Source organism: Mycobacteroides sp. H003, assembly GCF_001440135.1.
Taxonomy (GTDB): domain Bacteria; phylum Actinomycetota; class Actinomycetes; order Mycobacteriales; family Mycobacteriaceae; genus Mycobacterium; species Mycobacterium gwanakae.
This window is the reverse complement of record NZ_LJYL01000034.1, coordinates 538,112-560,982: the sequence shown is the minus strand read 5'-3', so window position 1 is coordinate 560,982 and position 22,871 is coordinate 538,112. Positions and strand designations below refer to the sequence as shown.

Below are 22,871 nucleotides of genomic sequence, written 5' to 3'. Positions count from 1 at the left end.
AGGGCCTCAACAGAACCTGAAGAAGTGCGGTAGGCAGACGTCTTGCCCGGGGATCACCCGGTCGTTCTCGTTGATGGTGATGCCGTTGCCGCTGAGCATGGGCAGGACAATCCCCACGAGTTGGCCCCATTGTTCGGCGGCCTTGCCGAGCTTCTCGGGGTATTTGGTGAGGGTGTCGACGATGTCATCGAGGCCGTTGAGCATGGGCTCGTAATCGCGCGCGTACGCCGTGAAGAACCGATTGAAGAGTCGAAAGAGGTCCCTCACCAGGACGAACACCTCGATCAGGTCAGTCGTCGACTTGCTGTATTTGGCACCGAGTTTGGACAGCATGGTGACGATCGTGGCGAGTTGTTCCTTGCCTGTCTTGAAGGCACGCAGATATTCATTGGCGTAGTTCAGCGTGGCGTGAAAGTCCTCGGTGGTGGGCTCAAGTGCTTTGATGAGCGCTTGCGATGACTGAAAGAAGTCGCGTAAACCATTGGGGTACTTGTCGACTGCGTTCGCCACTTCCATCAGGCTGTCGTGGATGACCTTGGCGTCCACCTTCTTCACCACGGGTGTGAACTTCTGGAACAACTCGTTGATCTCGAAGGGGACACTGGTGCGCTCGGGCGGAATGGGTGTGTTGCCCAGCGGCGTGCTGCCTTCCGGGTAGAGGGCCAGATAGTGCCCGCCCAGTGGAGTGAGCATCCGAATGTCGGCACGGGACTCGGATCCGACCGGGACCGAGTGATCCACCGTAAAGACGGCCTTTACCAGTGATTTATCGATACTGACGGTCGATACCTTGCCCACGGAAATCCCGGCGATGCGCACGTCGTCGCCGGCACGCAGCCCTCCGGAAGCTCGCAGATGCAGCGCATAGGTCTTCATGCCGCTGGTGTTGACGAAAGCGACGCCTGTTGCGGCCAGTACCGAGGCGATGACCAGGACCCCGATCAGCCCGTTGCGGCGATTACGCTTGGCTGCCTCGTGCTCGTCGAGGATCGGATTGTTTCGAGCGAAGATCTTCTTGAAGAAGCTCACTTACACACCACCAGATCCTGGTTGGCGAAGGACACTTCACCGATACCGGGCATTTTGACGATCCCGTTCTTGCACTCGAATGCGGTGGGGGGCGCTGTTTTCTCCTCGATCAAGGCGTCACGCATGCCCTGTACCAAGTCTGGTATCAGCGATAGCCCGGCCATGATGGTCGGTGTCCCCGGCGTGGTGCGGCTGGCCACGTCGTACAGGGGCAACTGTGCGCCATCCACCGTGTTCTCGATGTACCGCAGCATGCTGACCGATCTGCGCAGCACCGGCAGCGCGTCCGCGCCTGCTCTGTTGAACTCGTCGGCCTGCTTCTCGAACGGTGTCAGCACATCGTTGAGGTCGTTGATCAAATAGAACAGTTGATCTGAGGTGCCGCCCAGTTCCTTGGAGACATCACCCAGATTCGTGATGATGGCCTGTAGAGCGGCCTGACGATCGACCGAAAGCTTTAGCACGGCATCGATATCCCGCAGGATCGGCCCAATGCCCCGCTGGTCGCCCTGGATGAGCTGCAGGATGTTCTCGGTCAGCCGATTGAACTGGGCGGGGTCAAGTGTTTCGAATATGGGGCGAAAACCATTGAACAGCTTGGCAATATCGAAGGAGGGAATGGTCTGGCCGAGCGGTATGGTGGCTCCTGCCGCCAGCGGTGCGCTCGGTGTCGGCGCTTGCGCGATCTCGACGTACCGCTGACCGACCAGGGACTGGTACCGGATTGCCACCGTGGTGTTCTGGTAGAGCGGGTGATCCGTCAGCACGTTGAACGTGACCCGGGCGTTCTTGCCGTCCAGATGAATCTTTTCGACCTTGCCGACCTGTACGCCGGAGATGCGCACATCGTTGCCGATGATGAGCCCGGAGGCATCGGTGAACAGCGCGTCGAAGCGGCGGACCGGACCGTTTACCGGGGTGCGCAGGGCATTCACGATGATCAGAGTCAGCACCACTGCCACCGCGAGAATCGCGGTGAGGCCCGTCATGAGAAGCGCAATCCGTTTCATCGTTGCCCTCCAGCCGACGGTCCGGGGGCAGGGCCAACAGGGGCGGCCGCGTTGGAAGCCTGCCCCTCAGGCACCATCGGCAATGCCGCGCCGAGCCCGGGGGCGGTGTCCATGATCAGCTGCACGTTCAGGCGAACCTTGCCGTTGTCGACAGGGAATGCGGCAGTGGTGCGATCGAACAGACCGTTGAGCCGGTCGTACGCCGGGGCCAGGCTCCCCAGGAAATAGGTATAGGGGACAGCGAGATCCATGATCGATCGAATCAGCGGAACGAGCCAGTCGTTGTTCGTGTGCAGTCCGTCGCCTGCCACTTTCAGCAGATCCGACAAGGAGTCGAGTGCGGCCGTCGCGCGCTCGGTATTGCCCGGACCCACCATGAAGTTGAGGCTGTCCAGCAATTTATTGGTAGATCCGATCACGGGGACGAAGTCGTTGGTCCCGTCGATCAATGAGGCCATCACATCCAGTGTTTTGGAGAAGGGCACCTTCTGGGTATCCGCGATCATCGCGAACAAGTCCCAGAACGACTTCACCACAGGGCCGGTCAGATCGGCGTGGCGCTCGAACGTCGCGATGATCGCATTGAATTCGCGGGTGTCCAGGATCGCGCCCAGCCGCTGACCCATCCGGAGGAATCCGGTGATGGACGCGGCCTGGACATCGCTGCTGATCTCGAGCACGCCCCCGGGTTTCAGCGGTTCGCCGACGCCGCTGCTGACGAGTTCGACGGCGGCAGTGCCGAAGATGTTCGATGAAGTGAACTGCGCCTTGGTATCTGACGTGAGCGCCTTGGCCTGTCGGCCGTCGAGGATCACGGTCATCCGTTGTTTGTTGTATCCGGTGGTCTGCAGTGACTTGACCTGCCCGATGTTGTAACCGCGGTACTTCACCTCGCCGCCGGGGCCCATGCCCTCGCCGATGGTGTTGGTGATGAGCGTGAGCTCGAATGGTTGCCCGTAGCTGCCGATTCCGGACTGATACAGCGAGTAGCTACCCGCGGCAACCACCAGTGCCAGGGCAAGCCCGCGTAACTTGAGCGCCCCGGGGCCTGCGGCCCGTCCGCTCGGATCTTTATAGATGGCCACCCATTACCCCGATATCTGAATTCCAGGATTGTTGCCCCAGAAGAGCAACGTGAGGAGCATGTCGAAAAGGACGATCGCGACCAGCGAGGCCCGGATGGCGCGACCCGAGGCCATCCCAACGCCCTCGGGACCACCGCCGGCGTAATAGCCCTGATAGCACTGGATCGCGATGATGATGACGACGAACACCACGGCCTTGATCACCGAATAAAGCACGTCTATCGGATGGACGAATGAGTCGAAGTAATGCTTGTACACGCCCTGTGACTGGTTGTGGACGAAGAACACCATGAAGGCACAGGAGCCGTAGGCCAGCAGCAGGGTCAATACATACAGCGGGACGATGATGATGACGCCCGCGATCACGCGGGTGGTGACCACGAACGGAATGGACCTGATGCCCTGAGCTTCCAGCGCGTCGATCTCCTCGGAAATACGCATGGCCCCGATCTCGGCGGTCATCCGGCATCCTGCCTGTGCGGCGAATCCGATGGCGGCGATCATCGGTGCCATCTCCCGGGTGTTCACGTAGGCCGAGATGAATCCGGTGAGAGATCCCATGCCCACCATGTCCAGGGTCGAAAAGCCAACGATCCCAACAGATGCGCCCACCGCGATGCCCATGAACACCAGGACGCCGATGACCCCGCCGCCGACGATGATCGAGCCGTTGCCCCAGGTCATATCGACGAGCAGGACACCGGTTTGTCGCCGGTAGCGTTTGAGGGTCTGCGGTATGGCGGCCAGCACCAGACCGACGAACGTGATCTGGTGGCCGAGATGTTCGGCGGAGCCGCCTGCTCCCTTGGTGAAGTTCCAGATCGACCTGGCGGCTGCGGGCAGTTCGTCGGGGAAGTATCGGCCCGGACGGGATGTCGCCATTCTCAGCCCACCTTCGATGGCATGAACATCGCGACGATCTGGGTGATCACGGTGTTGAGCACCATGACGGTGACCACGCCGATCACCACGGTGGCGTTGACGGCATCGGCGACACCTCGTGCGCCGCCCTTGGCTTCCAGGCCGCGCTGGCAGGCCACGAGGATGACCACGACACCGAACAGCCAGGTCTTGAGAACCGCGACGGTGACGTCGTTGACGTTGGCGAACGCGGCGAACGAAGACAGGTAGCTGCCGGGCGTGCCGCCCTGAAAACCCACGTTGACCAGGTAGCCAGCGAAGATGCCCACGAAAATGATGAAGATGCACAACAGCGGTGACACGAAGAGAATCGCCGCCAGTCGCGGGGTGACCAGGCGCTGGACGGGATTGACACCCATGACCCGCATGGCGTCAACCTCTTCCCGGATGCTTCTGGCACCGAGATCGGTGGCGACGGCCGACCCCGCCGCGCCACCCAGGAGGAGGGCGGCGACGATGGGTGCGCCCTGCTGGATCACGCCCAGGCCGCCGGCCGCGCCAGAGATAGACGAGGCGCCGACCTGCGAGATGATGCTGCCCGCCTGAACGGCGACGATTACACCGAACGGGATGGACACCAGGATCGCCGGAACAACCGTGACTGTCAGGATGAACCAGGACTGGATCACGGTGTCCTGCCACGGATGGCGCAGCCGGACGATGTCGCTGACAAGAAACGCGAAAGATTGCGCCACCAGATCGACATAACGTCCGAGCGTTTTCAGCATCGAATCGGTCTGAGAGATCACATATTCAGCGGGGCGCCGGACGATTCCGGGCGCCCGATCGAGTAGCTGGAATGCTCCGCCGGGGGGAGAACCGGGCCCGCTGTCCACGCTCGATTTGCTGTCGGATTCACCATCGGAGTCTTCGAACCAGTCCACCGGAGCGGTCTCTGCGCGCGTCTCGGCCACTACTTGACTCACGGCTGAGTTCAACAGTGGCTCCTCTGGCTTCTCATTTCGGGCCCGACCTGGACGAACAGCCCGCTTAATGGACAACTGTGTAACAGTGGGTATCTAGTACCCCACATCACAGTCGGTGGCTTAGTGTGGTGTAGGTCATGGTCCGTGTCAAGCGCGGGGTTGCCGCGTTTGACACGTTGCAGCGTGTGCCCACGCATGTGGGTATGCCATGCGTCCCGGTCGGAACGCTGTCATGACGAGGCTGTCGGAGGTCCCCCGACCCGGTCCTCTAGCAATTCACTGGTTCAGTGGTCAGTTTATTGGCTAGGGCAGAGGCTAGCGGAGGTTCCAGATCTTGGGACGCGAATTGTCAAGAATTTGCGAGTGCGGGGGGAACGGTGGTGATCGACCGCACCAGCTCGATAAACGAGTCGATGTATGCCTGGCGCGCATCTCCCGCGAGCTCGCCTCGGACCGCCTTGAGGGTGGCTGCCATCGACATCCCGGTGATGGCATGCGCCAGAAAGGTGGCGTCGATGGCCGAGGTGATGGTGCCGTCGGCGCGGGCCTGCTCGATGATGGTGATGTTGACGGACTCGATGAGGTCGAGGATGCCGAACATGCGTTTGGTCATCGCCGAGTCGAGCAAGCCCTCACGCAGGATGACCTGCAAGATCTCTGGGCTGTTGTCCAGCATGTCGAACAGGCGGGTGAACACCGTGCGCAGATGCTGTTCAAAGTCGCCCGCGTTGCCCGACAGGTCGCTAGTGTCATTGTCCTCCTACGTGGTGCTATGCGCCTCGGACGCCCAGCTATTCGGTCTACGATGTGGTCGTGTCAACGCAGGTGTATCCCGATCGCGGCCTTCCTGAGCTGACCGGTGATGCGCGCGTCGACCGGTGGCGCGAGCACCGTGCGAAGGTTCGCGCGGAATTGGTAGAGGCCACCCTGAACGCGATCGACGAGCTCGGTCCCGACCTCTCGATCGACGACGTCCTGAAATCTGCGGGGATATCCCGGCCCAAGCTGTATCGCTTCTTCACCGACAAGGAAGCCCTCTTCGCCGCGGTGGCGATGCGCGTCCAGGAGTTGGTTGTCGAGCGTTTGGTCTCGAACATCGACCTGTCCGTCAGTCTGCTCGAACTTTTCCGCTCAGGGCTGGCCGGCTATGTCGACCTCGTCGATGAGCGGCCCAACCTCGTGCGCTTTCTGCTGAGCGTTCAGTATGCGAATGCGACATCGCTCATCGAGAGCGGGCGCCCGTTGTCCGATGCCATTGCCCAGCTGGTGGGGTCGGTCTTCAGCTCGCGCGGCGGCAACGCCGACCACATCGAATACGTGATCGACGCGATGCTGGCCTCCACGGGTATTGCCGTACTGCGCTGGTTCGATGAGCCGGTCATCAGCAAGGAGACCCTCGTCGACGAGCTGGTGGTTTACGTGTGGGGTGGGCTCGCGGCGTCGGCCAAGGCCCGTGGCGTCGAGCTGAATCCGGACGAACCCGTCCTCGTACCTGCCGAATAGCTTTCAGCGCTGTTCCAGGGCGCTTCTTGTCTTCTCGCGCTGGGTCTATCGCTGATCGGCCCGGCGCTGTGTCGCGCCTATTTCATCTGCCGCGGTGTATTGCGTCCCATGCCGCCGCCGTCTTATGGTGTACTCCAGGTAGTACTTTGAGTACTAGTAACTTACCGTCACAAGGGAGTGATGACATGGTGAGCCCAGCTGCGGCGTACCCCAAGACTCGGCGGATCAGATTTCGGTTCGGCGATGACGGCAATGCCCACAAGTACTTCGTGGAAGACGACATCGTGTACAGCCACTTCGTCGCGGGACTTTCCGGGGGCTTCCCGCCCGGGGAAGAGGGATTCATCCGTTCGGTGCGCAAGTTCTCTGACCAGATCACCGATCCAGTGCTCAAGAAGCGTGTCGCGGGATTTATCGGGCAGGAGTCGGTGCACGGGCAGGAGCATCGCCGGGTCAACGAGAAGCTGGTCGAAATGGGCTATCCCATCGCGTGGTGGGATTCGCAGAAGCAGGTTGACCGGTTGATCAGGTTTGAGAACATGCTCCCCGCCCACGCGCATCTGGCGTTCACGGCCATGGCCGAACACATGACCGCGATCCTGGCCGAGCGGCTGCTGGGCAGTGATGAGGTACAGGCCATTCCGGGTGATCCCGAGGTCTGGCATCTGCTGAACTGGCACGCTTTGGAGGAACTGGAACACAAGTCGGTGGCGTTCGATGTGTATCGCGCGGTTGGCGGTACCGAGACGATGAGGATCGGGCTCACGCTGGCCGCGATGACCATCGTCCCGCCGCTGACGCTCGGCATCCTGGCGGGATCGCTGCTGTCCGATCCGGTCGCGCGGCGTCAACCGCTCCGACTGCTGAAAGAAGCGCGGGGACTTTTCGGCGGGCCCTTGTTCAAGGGAATTCTGGGAGACGTCCGCAAGTATCTGCGACCGGGCTTTCATCCCGACGACATCAACACCGATGAACTGCTGGATCGTTGGCAGAAAGAGCTTTTCGGCACCAAGGGCATTCTCGTCGACCATCTCAAGTAGCCCGCGACACGTCAAAGGAGACGCGAACGGTGAGCACTGCCGCACGGCATTCAACGACGGCCGAACTGACACAACCCGATCACGAGGTAGCGGTGATCGGGGCCGGATTCGGTGGAATCGGAACCGGCATTGCGTTGCAACGCAAAGGTATCCACGATTTCGTCGTCATCGACAAATGGGACCAGGTGGGTGGCACCTGGCATGCGAACACCTATCCCGGGGTCGCGGTTGACATCCCGTCAGTGGTGTACAGCTTCTCCTATGAACAACGTGGCGATTGGTCGCGTCTGTTCGCGCCGGGGGACGAGTTACAGCACTACGCCGATTTTATGGTGGACAAGTACGGACTGCGCGAGAAGCTGCGATTAGGGACAAGCATCATCCGCGCGGAGTTTGATGAGCGAAACAGCTTGTGGCGATTGACTACTGACGGCGGAAAGGAAATTACCGCCAGATACTGCGTGATGGCGGTCGGTGGCCTGGAACGCCCGAAGATGCCCGACATCCCGGGAGTCGATGACTTCGCCGGGACGCTCTTGCATACCGCCCTGTGGGATCACGATGTGGCGCTTGAGGGTAAGCGTGTCGCGGTGATAGGGACCGGGGCGACCTCCCTGCAGTTGGTTCCGGCCATCGTCGACCACACCAGCCATCTCACGGTCTTCCAGCGCACACCAATCTGGGTGGGGCCGAAGTTCGATCTCGAAATCGGCTCTCTTGGGCGGAGGGTGCTGGGAAACAGGCGGATTCGTTCTGCCATCCGATCGGTGGCGACCGTCGGCATCGAGCTTGCGATGAGCGGTCAGGTGGCCGGTCCGGCCTGGCTGATCAACGCGGTTCGCCGTGCCGGCGAGGCGCCGATGCGCCGCTGGATGCGCGAGCAGGTCCATGATCCCGTCATCAGGGAGAAGTTGATCCCCCAGTACGGGTTGGGTTGCAAGCGCCCGTCGATGTCCAATGAGTACCTCAAGACGTTCAACCGGAATGACGTCAGTTTGATCACCGAATCGATCGAATGCGTGACGCCCACCGGAGTGCGTACGGTGGACGGGGTTGAGCACGACGTCGACGTGCTGATCTGCGCGACGGGATTCAAGCTGTGGGACAAGGGTTCTGTGCCACCATTTCCCGTCCTCGGGCGCCACGGACGGAATCTCGGCGACTTCTGGGACAAGCACCGTTTCCAGTCCTACCAAGGGGTTTCAGTGCCCGGGTACCCCAATATGTTCTCCATCACCGGGCCGTATGGATTTGTCCTGGGGTCCTACCTGTGGATGATCGAGGCGACATCGGCGCACTTGGCGCGGGCCATCGCCGAGACCAAGCGCCGCGGAGCCACCGTCTGTGAGATCCGGCAGGAGGCCCACGACGAGTACTTCCAGAAGTGCCTGAAGCGGCAGGAGAAGAATTTCCTGTTCACCGATGTGTGCGCCGGTTCGAATACGTACTACCTGGATCAGAATGGTGACTCGCCATTCCGGCCGACGACGCACGGCGAGATGTACTGGCAAAACCGGCATTACAACCTCGACGTATATCGCTATTCAACGGGCTCTGTGGTTCCCGAGATCGTGGCATCGACCGTCGGCGAGAGTGCATGAGAAACAATCCGCTGGAACCCCGGTTGGTGGTGGTGACCGGTGCGGGGAGCGGTATTGGGCGAGCGACCGCCATCCGATTCGCCAAACGCGGTGCTTACGTGGTGGTTACCGATCTGGATCTGGACACCGCCAATGAGACAGTGGATCTGATCCACGCGGAGGGGCGCAACGCATCGGCTGTGCAGCTCGATGTCACCGACCCCGCCCACTGGGAGGATGTTGCCCGCTACGTGTCCATCGAACATGGCGTGGCGGACGTGCTGGTGAACAACGCCGGAATTGTGGTCAGCGGCCCATTCCTGAAGCTGAGCGCCGCGGACTGGGATAAGCAGTTGTCCGTGAATCTGATGGGGGTGGTGCACGGATGCCGGGTCTTCGGTGAGCAGATGGTCGCGCGTGGGGGAGGCCACATCGTCAACATTGCCTCGGCGGCGTCGTACACGCCGACCGCGGTGATGGCACCATATTCGGTGTCCAAGGCAGGGGTGAAGATGCTCACCGAATGCCTGCGGCTTGAATTGGGGCCCAAGGGTGTTGGCGTGAGCGCGGTGTGCCCCGGATTCATCAACACCAATATCGGTCTGCACGGCACCATGGTGGGCGTCGACCAGGAAATCGTTGACGCAAGCCAGCGCAGCATGCAGAGAATGCGCGACGTCACGGAGAAGCTGCCGTGGACGCCGATGAGCCCCAACCTCGTCGCGCGGGCCGTTACCCGTGCGGTCCGTCTGGATCTCGTGGTGGTTCCGGTGAAGCTCGAATCGTGGTTGGGGTACTTCCTGTCGCGGGCGTTCCCGGCCCTGAACAGGCGACTGATGGCTCCGTTCGGTATCGACAGATTCGAGCGTCTGGGTGAGCGTGCGGCGGCCAAACACACTGAGCGTCAGGCTCCGATTCTTGTCGAGAGCGTGCGGTAGGAGACCAAGGTGAAACTCAACAAACTTGAGCCCCAGCTGGTGGTGGTGACCGGTGCAGGCAGCGGCATCGGCCGGGCCACCGCCATTCGATTCGCCAAACACGGTGCCCACGTGATCGTTTCCGATATGGATCTTGACTCTGCTCAAGCCACCACGGCCATGATCCGCGCCGACGGCAACACGGCATCGGCGGTGCAATTGGACGTTACCGATCCGGTTCAGTGGGAGACCTTCGCGCGGGACGTACTCGCCGACCATGGCGTAGCCGACGTGCTGGTGAACAACGCTGGAATCGCCTTGGGCGGGGCATTTCTGAAACTCAGTCCGGCCGACTGGGACCGGTTGCTCTCGGTGAATCTCATGGGAGTGGTGCATGGGTGCCGGGTCTTCGGTGAGCAGATGGTTGAACGCGGCAGCGGCCATATCGTCAACATCGCCTCGGCAGCGGCCTTCACGCCGACGCCGGTGATGGCTCCGTACTCGGTGTCCAAGGCCGGGGTGAAGATGCTCACCGAATGTCTTCGCCTGGAACTTGGTCCGAAAGGTGTTGGTGTTAGCGCAATTTGCCCAGGATTCATCAACACCAATATCGGGATCAACGGAATAACTGTGGGCGTGGACCAAGCCATGGTCGATCGGGGTAAGGAAATCATGCTCCGGGTGCAGGAGTTCGCGGCCAGCCTGCCGTTTTCCCCGATGAGCCCCGACCTGGTGGCGCGCGCCGTTCTGCGCGCGGTGAAGTACGACCTTGCGGTGGTGCCGGTGCGCACCGAGGCATGGCTCGGGTACGTCCTGGGCCGAGTGGCGCCGGGAATCAACCGTCGTACCACCCAGGCGTTCTCGATCGAACGAGCCGAGCGATGGGGAGCCTGGGCGCTGGGCAAGTTGGATGATCTGAATCTGCTTCCGCGCCAAGGTGGCGTCGAGGAGGCTCGAAAGCCCACGGCAGCAAGGAGGTAGACAGATGAACGACACATCAGACATCGGCGATGTGGCGCTGCATGCCCGCAACGTCACGTTCGACTTCTCGAACTCCCCGTTGCAATGGATCCCGGATGAGCCGGTGGCTTCACACGCACTGTCGGCGCTCAACTTCATGTTGCCTGCCGGCGAGCTGTTCTTTGTCGAGGTGTTCGGCCGGGCGCTGCCGCATATCAAGGACGACAAGCTGCGTGAAGAGGTCATCGGCTTTATCGGTCAGGAGCAACTGCACTCCGACACGCACGACAAAGCGCTGCTGCAGTACTTCGGGCAGCACGGTATCGATGCACAGCCGCTGCACGATCTGACCGACCGTGTGCTCGACACCTTCAAACAGCAGTTGGATCGGCTTCCGGCGAAGGTGCGCTATCGCGTGATGGTGGAAGGCATCGCCATCATCGCGGGCATCGAGCACCTCACCGCCACCGCGGGAGACTGGCTACTCAACTTCGACTTCGAGAGTTACGGTGCGGACCCGGTGATCACCGACATGTTCCGCTGGCACGGTGCGGAGGAAGTCGAACACCGCAGTGTGGCTTGGGATCTTGCTCGGCACCTTGGGGTCGGACGGCCCCGGATGCTGGCGTACTTCATTGGCTCCTGCGCGACAATCCCCGTCGGGCTCGTCTTGCTCAGCTGGCTGCTCGCACGTGCCGATCCGGGCCTGCCGAAGGTGAGCCTGGCGCGCTGGCTACGCGAGACGAACCGGGCGATGAAGCGCGGCGCCACGCTGAAATGGAGTGTTCTGGGGGAGGGTTTCCGGAGCTTTCTGCGGCCCGGATTCACCCCGGAATCGATCGGGGACACCGCACAGGCGGTCGCGTATCTTGCGAAGTCTCCGGCGGCCAAAGCCGCGGCCGTGGCATGACGCGGGCACTCCCGGTGGCGGCCCCTACGGGTCGCCACCCTCTGGGCTGGGGCATGAAAGTTCTTGACGTTGTGGGGCCGCCCGCCGTCGCCGCATTGGGTAAGACGCTGCCCGCCGTGCTGCGGCTGAGCCCGTTGTTGGGGCCCGTGCGTCAACCCACATGGGTGGACCGCTCACTGAATCTGGTTGTCCGGGAACGTTCGGTAGTCGCTGCCGATCAGGACGTGGTGGCTTTCACGCTGGCTGCCGCGGGTGGTGGAGAACTGCCGAGATGGCGACCGGGCGCACACCTGGATGTCACCTTGCCGTCGGGGGCTGTGCGTCAGTACTCGTTGTGCGGTGACCCGCGCGACCGGTACCGGTACCGGATAGCGGTCAGGCGCATACCCGAAGGCAAGGGGGGATCCATCGAGCTGCACGACGCGGTGCGCGTCGGAGACGTGCTCGGCGTCAAAGGGCCGCGAAACGCCTTCCCGCTGGCCACTACAGGTCACCTGAACGCCGGGGTCCGCCAGTTCCATTTCGTGGCCGGCGGGATCGGCATCACACCGATTCTGCCCATGCTGGCGGTCGCCACAGAGCGTGGGCTCCCCTGGACGATGACCTACGCCGGGCGCAGTAAGGAGTCCATACCGTTCCGCGATGAGCTGGCCCGGTACGGCGAGCGGATCACCGTCCGTACCGACGACGAGGACGGGATGCCGACGGCAGCCGATCTGCTGCCGCCATTGCATCCCGATCTGGCGGTGTATTGCTGCGGGCCCGGCCCCATGCTGAAGGTGATTCGCGATGCGGTCGCTGAGTACCCGGGCGCAGAACTGCATTTCGAGCGATTCTCGGCTCCGCCGATCGAGAATGGGGTGCCATTCCAGGTGCAGCTGGGCGGGGGCGGCCCGGTGCTGGATGTCGGACCGCAGAACAGTGCACTGGATGCGGTTCTCGCGGCCCGGCCCGGCACGCCGTACTCGTGCAGGCAGGGCTTCTGCGGCACCTGCAAAGTCAAGGTGCTCGCGGGGAACCCCGATCATCGCGACACCCTCTTGACCGAAACTCAGCGCGCCGAAGGCCAGATGCTCTTATGTGTGTCTCGTGCCGACGGCGGGCGACTGGTACTGGACATCTAAGAACGGAGACATGGGATGACTCTCACGACAGAGCGCGCCGACGGAGTGACGAACGACGTCGTCACCGAGCACGTGGTGCGCAACGGGGATATCGACGTCGCGTACTTCATTCAGGGCAACCCGGATGGGGAAACCCTACTGCTGGTGCACGGATGGCCCGATTCGCATCATCTCTGGGACGGTGTCACGCCGCTGCTCAGGGACCGCTTCCGGGTGGTTGCCATTGACAATCGCGGTGCGGGAAAGAGCACCAACCCCAAGAGCTTCCGTGACTTCCGGCTCGCCGAGATGGCCAGCGACTACGTCGCGGTCGCGGATGCGGTGAGCCCCGACAAGCCCGTGCATGTCCTGGGCCACGACTGGGGCAGTGTCGCGATGTGGGAAGCCATCTGCAATCCCGACCTGGAACACCGGTTCTCCTCGTTCACCTCCGTGTCCGGACCCTCTGCGCATCACATGAGCCGGTGGGTGCGCTCGCGACTCGGCAGTCCCACTCCGAAGAATGTGGCGCTTGCCCTCGGGCAGATTGGCTCGTTGCTGTACATGTTCGGGTCCATGACCCCCGTCATTCCCAATGTTCTGCTCAAGCTCACCATGAACGAAAACCGTTGGCGTGCTGGACTGTCCGTCGCCGAAGGTGCACCTGTCGAGCAAATTCACCTCGGGCCGACGTTCATGAGCGATATCACCAGGACATTGCGTGTCTACCGGGCCAACGCGCTCCCGGCGATGCTGCACCCGCAGGACCGGCACACCGGTGTGCCCGTCCAGGTGATTGTCGGCACCCGTGATCCCGCGGTGCGCCAGTCGAACTACGACGACGAGCTCAAATGGAACCAGCGGACATGGCGGCGAGTGGTCGACGGTGGCCATTGGCTGCCGTTCTCGCACCCGAATGTGCTCGCCACGGCGGCTGTCGAACTCATCGACGCGGTATCGGGCAAGGAGCCCGACCGCGCATTACGAAGGGCAGAAATGGGTAAGAGCCGCAAGCCGTTCGAAGACCAGCTGGTGGTCATCACCGGAGGGGGCAGCGGTATCGGCAGAGAGACCGCCCTCGAATTCGCCCGACAGGGTGCCGAGGTGGTGCTCTCGGACGTGAACCTCGACGGTGCCAACGAGACCGTCACGCTCATCGAAGAGGCCGGCGGTGTGGCGCACGCCTACCGGCTCAACGTCGCGGACGAGGACGCTGTCAACGCGCACGCGGAGGAGGTGGTCAAGCGGCACGGTGTACCCGACGTCCTGGTGAACAATGCCGGAGTGGGTGCCGCGGGCGGCTTCCTCGACACACCCTCGGAAGAGTTCCGCCGTGTTATCGAGATCAACCTGTTCGGAGTGGTGAACGGCAGCCGGGCATTTGGCGCGAAGATGGCCGAACGTGGACTCGGTGGGCACATCGTCAACCTTTCCAGCATGGCTGCCTACAGCCCGCAGAAGGCCTTCACCGCATACTCGACGAGCAAGTCCGCCGTGTTCATGTTCTCGGACTGCCTGCGCGCCGACCTCGCCGCCAACAACATCGGTGTCACCACCATCTGCCCCGGCGTGGTACACACCAATATTGTTGCCAACACCAAGATTTCGGGTGTGGACGCTGAGGAAGAGGCGCGGATGCAACAGGCCGGTGACAAGGCCTATGCGATGCGTCGATACGGCCCCGACAAGGTGGCGCGCCAGATCGTGAACGCGGTACGTAAGAACAAGCAGGTCGTGCCCGTGACACCCGAGGCCCGGCTGCAGTATCTCAACAACCGGCTGGCGCCGGGTCTTACCCGCTACTTCGCATCCAAGGCGGGTATGACCGATCTCATCAAATTGGTGCCCAACAAGAAGTAGAGAGCGCTCCGCCGTCAGGTCGCGATGCGCAGCGCGGCCTCGCGGCGGGCGCGGATGAATTGTCCCTGGCCGGTGAGTGTTTGGTCGATATCGGTCCACCCCTGAGCACGTAGCCAGCCGGTGACTTCTTCGCGGCCGAACGCGCGGAAGCCGCCGATGCGCATGGCTCCGGTGACACCCGGTAGCGATGCCGCCGGGGTGCGCAGAGATGTGAAGATCACGATCTGGCCGCCGGGTCCCGCGACTCGGCACAGTTCTCGCACGGCCTGTTCGGGATTCGGGATGAGGTAGAGCGCGGCGAGGCACACCACGGTGTCAAATGTCGCGTCGGCGAACGGAAGTGCGTGCGCGCTCCCCCGGATGTAGTCGATGTGTTCGGCCGAGTTGTCGCGCACTGCCCGCCGCAGCATGGGGCCTGACAGGTCCAGGCCGATGCACGCGCCGTCGTTGCCGAGCTGCGCGGCGAGTTCGCGGGTGTACAGACCAGGACCGCATGCGACATCGAGGATCTTCAGATCGCCGCGCCCGGCGATCTCGCCCATCAATGCGGTGTGGGCCTTGAGGGTGCTCTTGCCGCCATAACTGAATCCACGGGTGAACATCGGCCGCCAGGCGCGCTCGTAGATCGCCGCCAGCAGCCGGCTCTGCATGAACCGGTTGGCCAGGGACACCGGCTCGTCGTCCTCGGGGCCGAGCACGTCGAGATAGCCGTGCTCGCGCGTGGGGGAGTGTGTGATCCGGGTGGGATCCACGAACGTCTCGGCGAGCGTCAGATCTGGCTGGTTGCCCACGGTCCCTCCAGTGCACATCGGTTGATTCAAAATTAGTGAAACGGATAGTACTGGATACTTCGGGTCACGCATAGGCCTGTGATGTGCGAGTTTGCGCAGCACTATGCGACCGGCGGGACTTGTTATTTAGTGAATGGCATGTCAGTCTATTAAATATGTGAGCGGGGGACGGGTGGGGAAGAGCCGTGCGTACGCCGCAAGTAATGGAAGGAACGTGCCGTGAAACGAACCGTGGATCCAACCCTGGGTCTGCATGACGAGCCCGACTACGAAGTCGCGATCATCGGTGCCGGGTTGGGTGGCATCTGCGCGGCCATCAAGTTGCTCGAGATGGGTATCCAGGACTTCGTCATCATCGACCGGGACGAGGACTTCGGAGGCACGTGGCTGCGCAACACCTACCCCGGGGTGGGTGCCGACATCCCGACCGTCGCCTACCAGTTCACCTTCGCGCCGAAGGGGGATTGGCAACGATTCTTCGCCACCGGCGCCGAAATACAGCAGTACGCACAGGATTTGGTCGCCGAGCACGGATTGCGCGCCCACGCGAGGTTCGGTACGTGTGTCGAACGAGAGGTGTTCGACGAAGAGAACCACCTTTGGCAGGTGCATACCGCCGACGGTGAGGTCATCTCGTCGCGGTTCCTGATCAGCGCGATAGGCGCCTACATCAACCCGCGAACGGCGCCGGACATCCCAGGGCTGGACACCTTCGCGGGTCCGATCCAGGTGCCGTCCCGATGGCAACACGATGTGGACATGCGCGGCAAGCGGGTCGGAATTGTGGGCGTGGGAAGTTCCACCGTGCAGATAGCGCCGGCCATTGCCGGCGAGGTGGAGCACCTCGATGTGTACCAGCGGACGCCGCAATGGTACTTCCCGAAACCAGACTTCCGGATGCCGCGCCCACTGCAGCGGCTGTTGGCGGGGCGCAGATTCGCCAATACAGTCAACGGGATTGCCTTGGCGGGCATAGAACTTGGCTTACGCGTTCTGATCTACACGCCCAAGCCGTTGTTCCGGGTGGGGGCAGCGATCTTCGACAAGGTGGCGCTCTGGGCGTATCGCGGCTGGCTCCGGCACAAAGTGAATGATCCCGAGGTGCGCGATCAGCTGCGGCCGCGGTTCGGGGCGGGGTGTACCCGCGGCACGCTGGGGGCGGACTACCTACCGACCTTCAACCGGCCGAACGTGACACTGGTATCGAACGGTATCGACCGGATCACCCCGACGGGCATCGTCGACAAGGCGGGTGTCGAACGCCCCGTTGACATTCTGGTGCTGGCCACCGGATACGAGATGTTCTCCGATCCCGAAACCTACCGGGTGGGAACCGTATTGGGCACCCAGGGATTCGACCTCGCCGAGTTCTACCGTGAAAACGGGCTACAGGCGTACCAAAGTACATCGGTGCCGGGTCTTCCGAACCGGTTCATGCTGGTGGGTCCGTACTCCTGGACCGGCACCAGCTTCCACTACATCCTGGAGAACTCGATGCGCCACATCGGGGCCGTCCTCCAACTCGCTCGCGCCAAACGAGCCACCTGGGTCGAGGTCACCCAGGATGCGCTGGACGACTTCCAGGCGAACATCGCCCGCAGTGGCGCAAACTTGAATCGGTACTTCACGGTGAACTGCGCGGGGTCCAACAGCTATTTCATCAACTCGCAGGGCGACACCCCCTATGTGCGTCCGTGGACGGTCCTGCAGTCCTACCGCCGCAGTGTCCAATTTCCTTCGGGCGCTTACGAATTCAGGCGGATTAACAGCCCGGTGAAGGAGATCGAACATGCGGTTTGACGCAGTCCCCATCCCGGTCGATGGGGTCGAGGAGTTCTTCGCCACCGCGCCGTTCGTGACCCGGGTCCGGCGCACTTTCGACGCGCCACCCGAAGACGTATGGAGGGTCGTGTCGGGCGACCGGATGTGGTCGTGGCTGCCGTCCGTCTGGGGCTGCCGGTATCCGCAGGACATCACACCGACCGCCGGCACCGTGCGGGACTTCCAGATGTACATCCACTCCTGGATGGTGTTCGCCCAGCACGAGCAGATCATTCACTTCGACGCCCCCCACGTCATGCGATACACGGCGCTGGATGCCACCTTGCCGGTGTTCGGGTCGTGGTGCGAGGAGTACCGGGTGCTTCCCGAGTCCGATCCCGGCAAGGCTACCGTCGACTGGACACTGGCCTGTGCGCCGAGGTACCTGACGAACATTCCGGGATCGCATATCGCGATTCGCCCGGTTGCCGCGATCCTCAAGCCCATCTTCTGGTTCGGCCTGGGCGGGCTCGCCCGCGAGCTGCCGGTGCGTGGCCCGCAACGCACCGGCTGAACCGCGGCCCCGACCGGGCAGGTGCACCGCAGACACACTGTGGTCCACTGACAACATGCGGTTGATGGCGGTGCACGCCCACCCCGACGACGAATCGAGCCGAGGCGCGGCCACTCTGGCCAAGTACGCGGCCGAGGGGCACGAGGTGCTGGTTGTCACGGCCACCGGAGGCGAGCGCGGCGACATTCTCAACCCGGCGATGAACCTGCCGGGCAACCACGAGAACCTGCCGGATGTGCGTCGTCAGGAAATGGCGCTCGCAGCAAAAACCCTTGGTGTTGAACATCACTGGCTGGGCTTCATGGACTCGGGTCTGCAACTCGACCCCAGTCTGTTACCCGGGGACGGATTCGCCCGGGTGCCACTGGCCGAATCGGTGCCTCGCCTTGTCGAGGTGATCAGGCGCTTCCGGCCGGACGTGATGATCACCTACAACGAGTGTGGCGGCTACCCGCACCCCGACCACATTCGCTGTCACCAGCTCGCCGTCGCCGCATATGAGGCGTGTGAGGAGGTGCGCAAGCTCTACTACTTCCACGAGATCGTCCGGGTGACACCGGCGATGGTGAAGTTTGTGGGACGAGTGGAGCGGATTGTCAGCCGCCGTGGATCCGGTGCAGCACCCAAGGGTCCCCGAGCGGGTGATGTCGCGGTCCCCGATTGGGTGCGGCGCGTGAGCTCGGTGACCAGGCGGTTGCGAGGGCGCCGGGTCACCACCGAAGTCTCCTGCGCCGAGTACTTCCCCGTACGCGATAAGGCGCTGAGGGCGCACGCATCGCAAGTCGATCCCAGCGGACCGTTCTTCCTGGTGCCCTGGACCTGGCGGCAACAGCTATGGCCGACGGAGAAATTCGAGCTCGCGCACACCCGCGTGGCGACGAGCGCTCCCGAGACCGACCTCTTCGCCGGCCTCTGAGGCACTAGTGGGGTGCCGCGGCAACGGTTGCGGGGTGCACCGCGATCAGTCCCAGCCCCCTGCGGCGCTTGCACATCGCGGCCAGCTCCGCGTAGGCCTTCTCGCCCAACAGCTCGGTCAGCTCCGGGGCGTACGACTGCCATACCTGCTTCTTGCCGACATGTGCGGCCGGGTCTCCGGTGCAGTACCAGTGCAGGTCTGCGCCACCCTCACCCCAGCCGCGACGGTCGTACTCGGTAATCGTCGTCTTCAGGATCTGCGAACCGTCCGGCCGGTCCACCCAGGCCTGCGTCCGCCTGATCGGCAGCTGCCAGCACACCTCGGGCTTCATCGTCAGCGGCTCGACACCCAGCTTGATGGCCTTGGAATGCAGGGCACAGCCGATGCCGCCTGCGAAGCCGGGGCGGTTCAGGAAAATGCACGCACCCTTGTACTTGCGTGTGCGCCATTGCTTTTCCCCGTCAAGCTCGTCCTTCTCCAGGTAGCCCTTGCGGCCCAGCCCCTTCTCGCGGAATTGCCAGTCCTCATCGGTGAGCTGTTTCGCCGAGTCGTCCAGCTTCGCCCGATCGTCGGCATCGGACAGAAACGCCCCGTGCGAGCAGCAACCATCGTCGGGTCGTCCGGCAACCGTGCCCTGGCAGGCGGGAGTGCCGAACACGCAGGTCCAATGTGATAGCAGCCAGGTCATGTCGGCCTTGATCAAATGCTCGGGATTCTCCGGGTCGTAGAACTCCACCCACTCGCGGGCGAAGTCGAGCTCCACCTCCTGGCCATCGAGGGAGGCGTCACGTCCAAAGGGCTGTTTTGGCAGCGTCGTCACAGATGTAAACGGTAGACCCACTAACGTGTGCTGCGTGCGATTAGGCGTGCTGGATGTCGGCAGCAACACGGTGCACCTGTTGGTGGTTGATGCCCGACGGGGTGGACACCCCACACCCATGAGCTCCACCAAGGCGGCACTGCGTCTGGCGGAGGCCATCGATGAGTCTGGCAAGCTCACCCGGAAGGGCTCCGACAGCCTGGTGCACACCATCCAGGAGTTCTCCAAGATTGCCCGCAGCTCCGGCTGCGCGGAGATCATGGCGTTCGCCACGTCGGCCGTTCGGGACGCCACCAACTCCGATGAGGTGCTGACACGTGTCAAGAAGGAAACCGGCGTGGATCTCGCCGTTCTTTCCGGTGTCAACGAGTCGCGGCTGACCTTCCTGGCCGTGCGGCGCTGGTACGGCTGGAGCGCCGGGCGCATCATCAACCTCGATATCGGCGGTGGCTCGCTGGAACTGTCCTGCGGTGTCGACGAAGAACCAGACATCGCGTTGTCTCTGCCGCTGGGGGCCGGACGGTTGACGCGAGAGTGGTTGGCCGAAGATCCGCCGGGACGTCGCCGCGTCGCTATGCTGCGTGACTGGCTGGAATCGGAACTGGTGGACGCTGCCAAACAGGTGGCGGCAGCAGGGGTGCCCGATCTGGCCGTAGCGTCCTCGAAAACGTTCCGGTCGCTTGCGCGACTCACCGGTGCTGCACCTTCCGGCGCAGGACCACGAGTTAAGAGGACACTTACAGCAAGCGGACTGCGTCAGTTGATCGCGTTCATCTCGCGAATGACTACCGCAGACCGTGCGGAGTTGGAGGGAGTCAGTGTCGACAGGGCGCCTCAGATCGTCGCCGGAGCACTCGTCGCGGAGGCAAGCATGCGTGCTCTGTCGTTAGAGGCGGTCGACATCTGCCCGTGGGCTCTGCGCGAAGGGCTAATTCTGCGCAAGCTGGATAGCGAAGCCGATGGCACTGCACTCGTTGACTGACCCCGTCCCGCTTAGCCTCGGACGGTAGGAGAGGACATGACCGACTCAGACGACACGCAGCGGCCGGTATCGGTTGCCGAGCTGCTGGCGCGCAATGGTGCCGCCGACGGCAAGATCAGCGGCCATCGCCGCCGGATGCGCGGCAACGCCGACGCCATCCCGGTGGCCGAGTTGACCGGTGAGATCCCCGTCATCCGTGACAAGAAGGGTGGTCGCGCGCGCCCCAACCCGGCACCGTCGCCTGCTCCGGAAACGGCGGCGCCGCCCGAGTCCCCCAAGGCAGCTGAGGCGGGAGCGCGTTCCTACCTGCGTTCCAACGAAGATGCGTTGTTCGGCGGCGACAGCATGGCCGATGAGGCCGCCCGTCGCGGCACCACGGCCGCACCGGCCCCGGCGCCCGCTCAGCCTTCCGCGATGGAATCACCGCTTCGGAGCATCTTCCCGCCGACCCCCACACCAGTCGCCCGGCCGGGAGAACCGCGCAAGTCCATCGACTTCAACGACGCGACCGGCGTCATCTCCCCGGTTACCGCCGAGCCGCCCAAGTCCGAACCGGCACCGGCGCCGGCGGTAGTCGCGCCCGCCGTACCCGCAGCGCCACCGGCTCCCGCGATTCCGGTCCCGCCGGTGTCTCGCCCGGAGCCCGAGTCCGTCACACCCGAGCCAGTCACGCCCGAGCCGGAACCTGAGCCCGAACCCGAGCCCGCGGCCGTCGCACAGCCCCAACCCGAACCGGAGCCCGTCACACCGGAGCCGGAACACTCGCCCGAACCAGAGACCGTGTACCACGCGGAGTATGAGGCGGAGTACGAGGACGACGGCGAGTACGACGAGTACGGCCGGGCCGTCGAGTGGACGTCGCACGATGCCGAGCAGGACGTCGAGGACGACGAATTCGAGGATCAGGAAGACGACTATCAGCTGGAGCACGAGCTTCAGGAGCTTGTCGGCGCGCACGGTGACCCGTCCGAGCCCGAGGTCAGTCAGCTCGCCGCGATCGACACCGACAAATCCAAGGCCGAGGCGAAAGCCGACCGCCGGGAGAAGATCAAGACCTACCTGCAGGGCAGCTGGATTGCCGCGCAGTACCTGCTGGCGGCCGCCGCGGGTGCGGGCCTGTTCTTCGTGTTCCGGGAACTGTGGAGCTGGAACCAGGGCTTCGCGTTACTCCTGGGCGTGTTGTTCATCGCAATTCTGGTCGCCTCGCTGTGGGTGATCCGCAAGACGGTCGACCTGGCCAGCATCCTGATCGCGATCGTGGTGGGAGCCCTGATCGCGTTCGGCCCCCTCGTGCTCATGCTGCAAGCGGTTGATTAGGTAGCGTTATCCAACCGTGCGCCCTGCGATCAAGGTTGGTCTGTCAACGGCCTCGGTGTATCCACTCAAAACCGAAGCAGCTTTCGAGTACGCGGCCCGGCTCGGGTACGACGGTGTCGAGCTCATGGTGTGGGCCGAGGCGGTGAGTCAGGACGTCGGCGCCGTCGCCAAACTCTCCCGCAAGTACGACATGCCGGTGTTATCCGTGCATGCCCCGTGCCTATTGGTGTCGCAGCGCGTCTGGGGCGCCAACCCGATTCCCAAGCTGGAACGCAGCGTTCGGGCCGCCGAAAAACTGGGTGCGCAGACCGTCGTCGTACATCCGCCATTTCGGTGGCAGCGCCGGTACGCCGAAGGCTTCGCCGAACAGGTTGCATCGCTGGAGGACTCGAGCGATGTGCACGTCGCGGTGGAGAACATGTTCCCGTTGCGGGCCGACCGTCTGTTCGGTGCCGGGCAGACATCGGTGGAGCGTATGAAGCGCCGCGGTGGCAGGCCCGGAATCGGAGTATCCGCCTTTGCGCCGTCGTTCGATCCGACCGATGCCAATCACGCGCACTACACGCTTGACCTGTCACACACCGCAACCGCCGGGACCGATGCGGTGGACATGATGCGCCGGATGGGATCTGGGCTCACGCATCTGCATCTCACTGATGGCACGGGCGCCTCTGTCGACGAACATCTGGTGCCCGGCAAGGGAACTCAGCCAGTTGCGCAGGTGTGCCGGGAGCTGGCGGCCGGTGACTTCACCGGGCAGGTGGTGCTCGAGGTGCACACCTCGGCCGCACGTACCGAGGACCAGCGCGAGGCGATTCTGAGGGAGTCGCTGGAGTTCGCCAGAACGCATCTGGTGCGATAGGCGG

General features: G+C 63.1%; 21 protein-coding genes and 1 pseudogene. 14 read left to right on the top strand and 8 right to left on the bottom strand.

Annotation, left to right across the window (positions count from 1 at the left end):
• Positions 1–6: 6 nt before the first annotated feature.
• The 6 genes and pseudogenes from AOT87_RS22930 to AOT87_RS22905 all read right to left on the bottom strand — a co-directional run.
• The gene (locus AOT87_RS22930; protein ID WP_057967890.1) at positions 7–1,011 is read right to left on the bottom strand and encodes an MCE family protein; all 1,005 of its coding nucleotides are present in this window, start codon (positions 1,009–1,011) and stop codon (positions 7–9) included.
• A 14-nt stretch (positions 1,012–1,025) separates the two neighbouring features.
• Positions 1,026–2,039 (bottom strand): MCE family protein, encoded by a 1,014-nt coding sequence (locus AOT87_RS22925; RefSeq protein WP_057967816.1) that lies wholly within the window; start codon positions 2,037–2,039, stop codon positions 1,026–1,028.
• Positions 2,036–3,124, bottom strand: coding sequence for an MlaD family protein (locus AOT87_RS22920; protein ID WP_057967817.1), 1,089 nt, complete (start codon positions 3,122–3,124; stop codon positions 2,036–2,038). The genes AOT87_RS22925 and AOT87_RS22920 overlap by 4 nt, the downstream gene beginning before the upstream one ends.
• Before the next feature lie 3 nt (positions 3,125–3,127).
• Entirely contained in the window at positions 3,128–4,006 is an 879-nt protein-coding gene (locus AOT87_RS22915; protein WP_057967818.1) for an ABC transporter permease, read from the bottom strand.
• Positions 4,007–4,008: 2 nt separating this feature from the next.
• Positions 4,009–4,971, bottom strand: coding sequence for an ABC transporter permease (locus AOT87_RS22910; protein ID WP_057967819.1), 963 nt, complete (start codon positions 4,969–4,971; stop codon positions 4,009–4,011).
• Positions 4,972–5,320: 349 nt separating this feature from the next.
• Positions 5,321–5,725, bottom strand: a pseudogene (locus AOT87_RS22905) (TetR/AcrR family transcriptional regulator); the annotation flags it as partial.
• A 53-nt stretch (positions 5,726–5,778) separates the two neighbouring features.
• On the opposite strand from AOT87_RS22905, the gene AOT87_RS22900 reads away from it, so the two are divergent.
• From AOT87_RS22900 to AOT87_RS22865, 8 genes are all read left to right on the top strand, one after another.
• A complete protein-coding gene (locus AOT87_RS22900) occupies positions 5,779–6,474 on the top strand; it encodes a TetR/AcrR family transcriptional regulator (RefSeq protein ID WP_057967820.1) in 696 nt (231 codons plus the stop codon).
• Between the two features lie 185 nt (positions 6,475–6,659).
• A complete protein-coding gene (locus AOT87_RS22895; RefSeq protein WP_030096463.1) occupies positions 6,660–7,514 on the top strand; it encodes a metal-dependent hydrolase in 855 nt (284 codons plus the stop codon).
• Positions 7,515–7,543: 29 nt separating this feature from the next.
• Positions 7,544–9,115 carry an NAD(P)/FAD-dependent oxidoreductase gene (locus AOT87_RS22890; protein WP_057967821.1) on the top strand — a complete coding sequence of 524 codons (1,572 nt, stop codon included), beginning with the start codon at positions 7,544–7,546 and terminating at the stop codon, positions 9,113–9,115.
• Complete coding sequence (locus tag AOT87_RS22885; protein ID WP_030096465.1) at positions 9,112–10,032, top strand: SDR family NAD(P)-dependent oxidoreductase; 921 nt, start codon at positions 9,112–9,114, stop codon at positions 10,030–10,032. The genes AOT87_RS22890 and AOT87_RS22885 overlap by 4 nt, the downstream gene beginning before the upstream one ends.
• A gap of 9 nt (positions 10,033–10,041) precedes the next feature.
• Complete coding sequence (locus AOT87_RS22880) at positions 10,042–10,992, top strand: SDR family NAD(P)-dependent oxidoreductase (protein WP_057967822.1); 951 nt, start codon at positions 10,042–10,044, stop codon at positions 10,990–10,992.
• Between the two features lie 4 nt (positions 10,993–10,996).
• Complete coding sequence (locus AOT87_RS22875) at positions 10,997–11,881, top strand: metal-dependent hydrolase (protein WP_057967823.1); 885 nt, start codon at positions 10,997–10,999, stop codon at positions 11,879–11,881.
• A gap of 53 nt (positions 11,882–11,934) precedes the next feature.
• Entirely contained in the window at positions 11,935–13,005 is a 1,071-nt protein-coding gene (locus tag AOT87_RS22870; protein ID WP_057967824.1) for a PDR/VanB family oxidoreductase, read from the top strand.
• Between the two features lie 15 nt (positions 13,006–13,020).
• Positions 13,021–14,844: an SDR family oxidoreductase gene (locus tag AOT87_RS22865; protein WP_057967825.1), complete on the top strand. Its 1,824-nt coding sequence runs from the start codon at positions 13,021–13,023 to the stop codon at positions 14,842–14,844.
• Between the two features lie 14 nt (positions 14,845–14,858).
• Here AOT87_RS22865 and AOT87_RS22860 read toward each other — a convergent pair whose 3' ends face one another.
• Positions 14,859–15,635 (bottom strand): class I SAM-dependent methyltransferase, encoded by a 777-nt coding sequence (locus AOT87_RS22860; RefSeq protein ID WP_030096470.1) that lies wholly within the window; start codon positions 15,633–15,635, stop codon positions 14,859–14,861.
• 219 nt (positions 15,636–15,854) lie between these two features.
• Here AOT87_RS22860 and AOT87_RS22855 point away from each other — a divergent pair, with 219 nt between their 5' ends.
• Genes AOT87_RS22855 through mca form a run of 3 tightly spaced genes read left to right on the top strand, consistent with a single transcriptional unit; the run spans position 15,855 to position 18,886 of the window.
• Complete coding sequence (locus AOT87_RS22855; RefSeq protein WP_057967826.1) at positions 15,855–17,435, top strand: NAD(P)/FAD-dependent oxidoreductase; 1,581 nt, start codon at positions 15,855–15,857, stop codon at positions 17,433–17,435.
• Positions 17,425–17,970 carry an SRPBCC family protein gene (locus tag AOT87_RS22850; RefSeq protein WP_057964876.1) on the top strand — a complete coding sequence of 182 codons (546 nt, stop codon included), beginning with the start codon at positions 17,425–17,427 and terminating at the stop codon, positions 17,968–17,970. Before AOT87_RS22855 ends, AOT87_RS22850 begins: the two co-directional genes overlap by 11 nt.
• Positions 17,971–18,025: 55 nt before the next feature.
• Positions 18,026–18,886, top strand: coding sequence for a mycothiol conjugate amidase Mca (gene mca / locus AOT87_RS22845; protein ID WP_057967891.1), 861 nt, complete (start codon positions 18,026–18,028; stop codon positions 18,884–18,886).
• A gap of 4 nt (positions 18,887–18,890) precedes the next feature.
• On the opposite strand, the gene AOT87_RS22840 is transcribed toward mca, so the two are convergent.
• Entirely contained in the window at positions 18,891–19,706 is an 816-nt protein-coding gene (locus AOT87_RS22840; RefSeq protein WP_046254796.1) for a hypothetical protein, read from the bottom strand.
• 34 nt (positions 19,707–19,740) lie between these two features.
• Between AOT87_RS22840 and AOT87_RS22835 the strand changes: the two genes are divergently transcribed.
• The 3 genes from AOT87_RS22835 to AOT87_RS22825 are packed head-to-tail and all read left to right on the top strand — an operon-like array spanning position 19,741 to position 22,867.
• Positions 19,741–20,688 (top strand): Ppx/GppA phosphatase family protein, encoded by a 948-nt coding sequence (locus AOT87_RS22835; RefSeq protein WP_044105077.1) that lies wholly within the window; start codon positions 19,741–19,743, stop codon positions 20,686–20,688.
• Positions 20,689–20,724: 36 nt separating this feature from the next.
• Complete coding sequence (locus tag AOT87_RS22830; protein WP_057967827.1) at positions 20,725–22,005, top strand: hypothetical protein; 1,281 nt, start codon at positions 20,725–20,727, stop codon at positions 22,003–22,005.
• Between the two features lie 16 nt (positions 22,006–22,021).
• Entirely contained in the window at positions 22,022–22,867 is an 846-nt protein-coding gene (locus AOT87_RS22825; RefSeq protein WP_030096477.1) for a sugar phosphate isomerase/epimerase, read from the top strand.
• Positions 22,868–22,871: the final 4 nt, after the last annotated feature.

Excerpts from the sequence above, each read along its gene's own strand:
- AOT87_RS22925 (WP_057967816.1), bottom strand. The coding sequence starts at position 2,039 with ATGAAACGGATTGCGCTTCTCATGACGGGCCTCACCGCGATTCTCGCG.
- AOT87_RS22915 (WP_057967818.1), bottom strand. The coding sequence starts at position 4,006 with ATGGCGACATCCCGTCCGGGCCGATACTTCCCCGACGAACTGCCCGCA.
- AOT87_RS22895 (WP_030096463.1), top strand. The coding sequence starts at position 6,660 with ATGGTGAGCCCAGCTGCGGCGTACCCCAAGACTCGGCGGATCAGATTT.
- AOT87_RS22885 (WP_030096465.1), top strand. The coding sequence starts at position 9,112 with ATGAGAAACAATCCGCTGGAACCCCGGTTGGTGGTGGTGACCGGTGCG.
- AOT87_RS22875 (WP_057967823.1), top strand. The coding sequence starts at position 10,997 with ATGAACGACACATCAGACATCGGCGATGTGGCGCTGCATGCCCGCAAC.
- AOT87_RS22870 (WP_057967824.1), top strand. The coding sequence starts at position 11,935 with ATGAAAGTTCTTGACGTTGTGGGGCCGCCCGCCGTCGCCGCATTGGGT.
- AOT87_RS22865 (WP_057967825.1), top strand. The coding sequence starts at position 13,021 with ATGACTCTCACGACAGAGCGCGCCGACGGAGTGACGAACGACGTCGTC.
- AOT87_RS22850 (WP_057964876.1), top strand. The coding sequence starts at position 17,425 with ATGCGGTTTGACGCAGTCCCCATCCCGGTCGATGGGGTCGAGGAGTTC.
- mca (WP_057967891.1), top strand. The coding sequence starts at position 18,026 with ATGCGGTTGATGGCGGTGCACGCCCACCCCGACGACGAATCGAGCCGA.
- AOT87_RS22830 (WP_057967827.1), top strand. The coding sequence starts at position 20,725 with ATGACCGACTCAGACGACACGCAGCGGCCGGTATCGGTTGCCGAGCTG.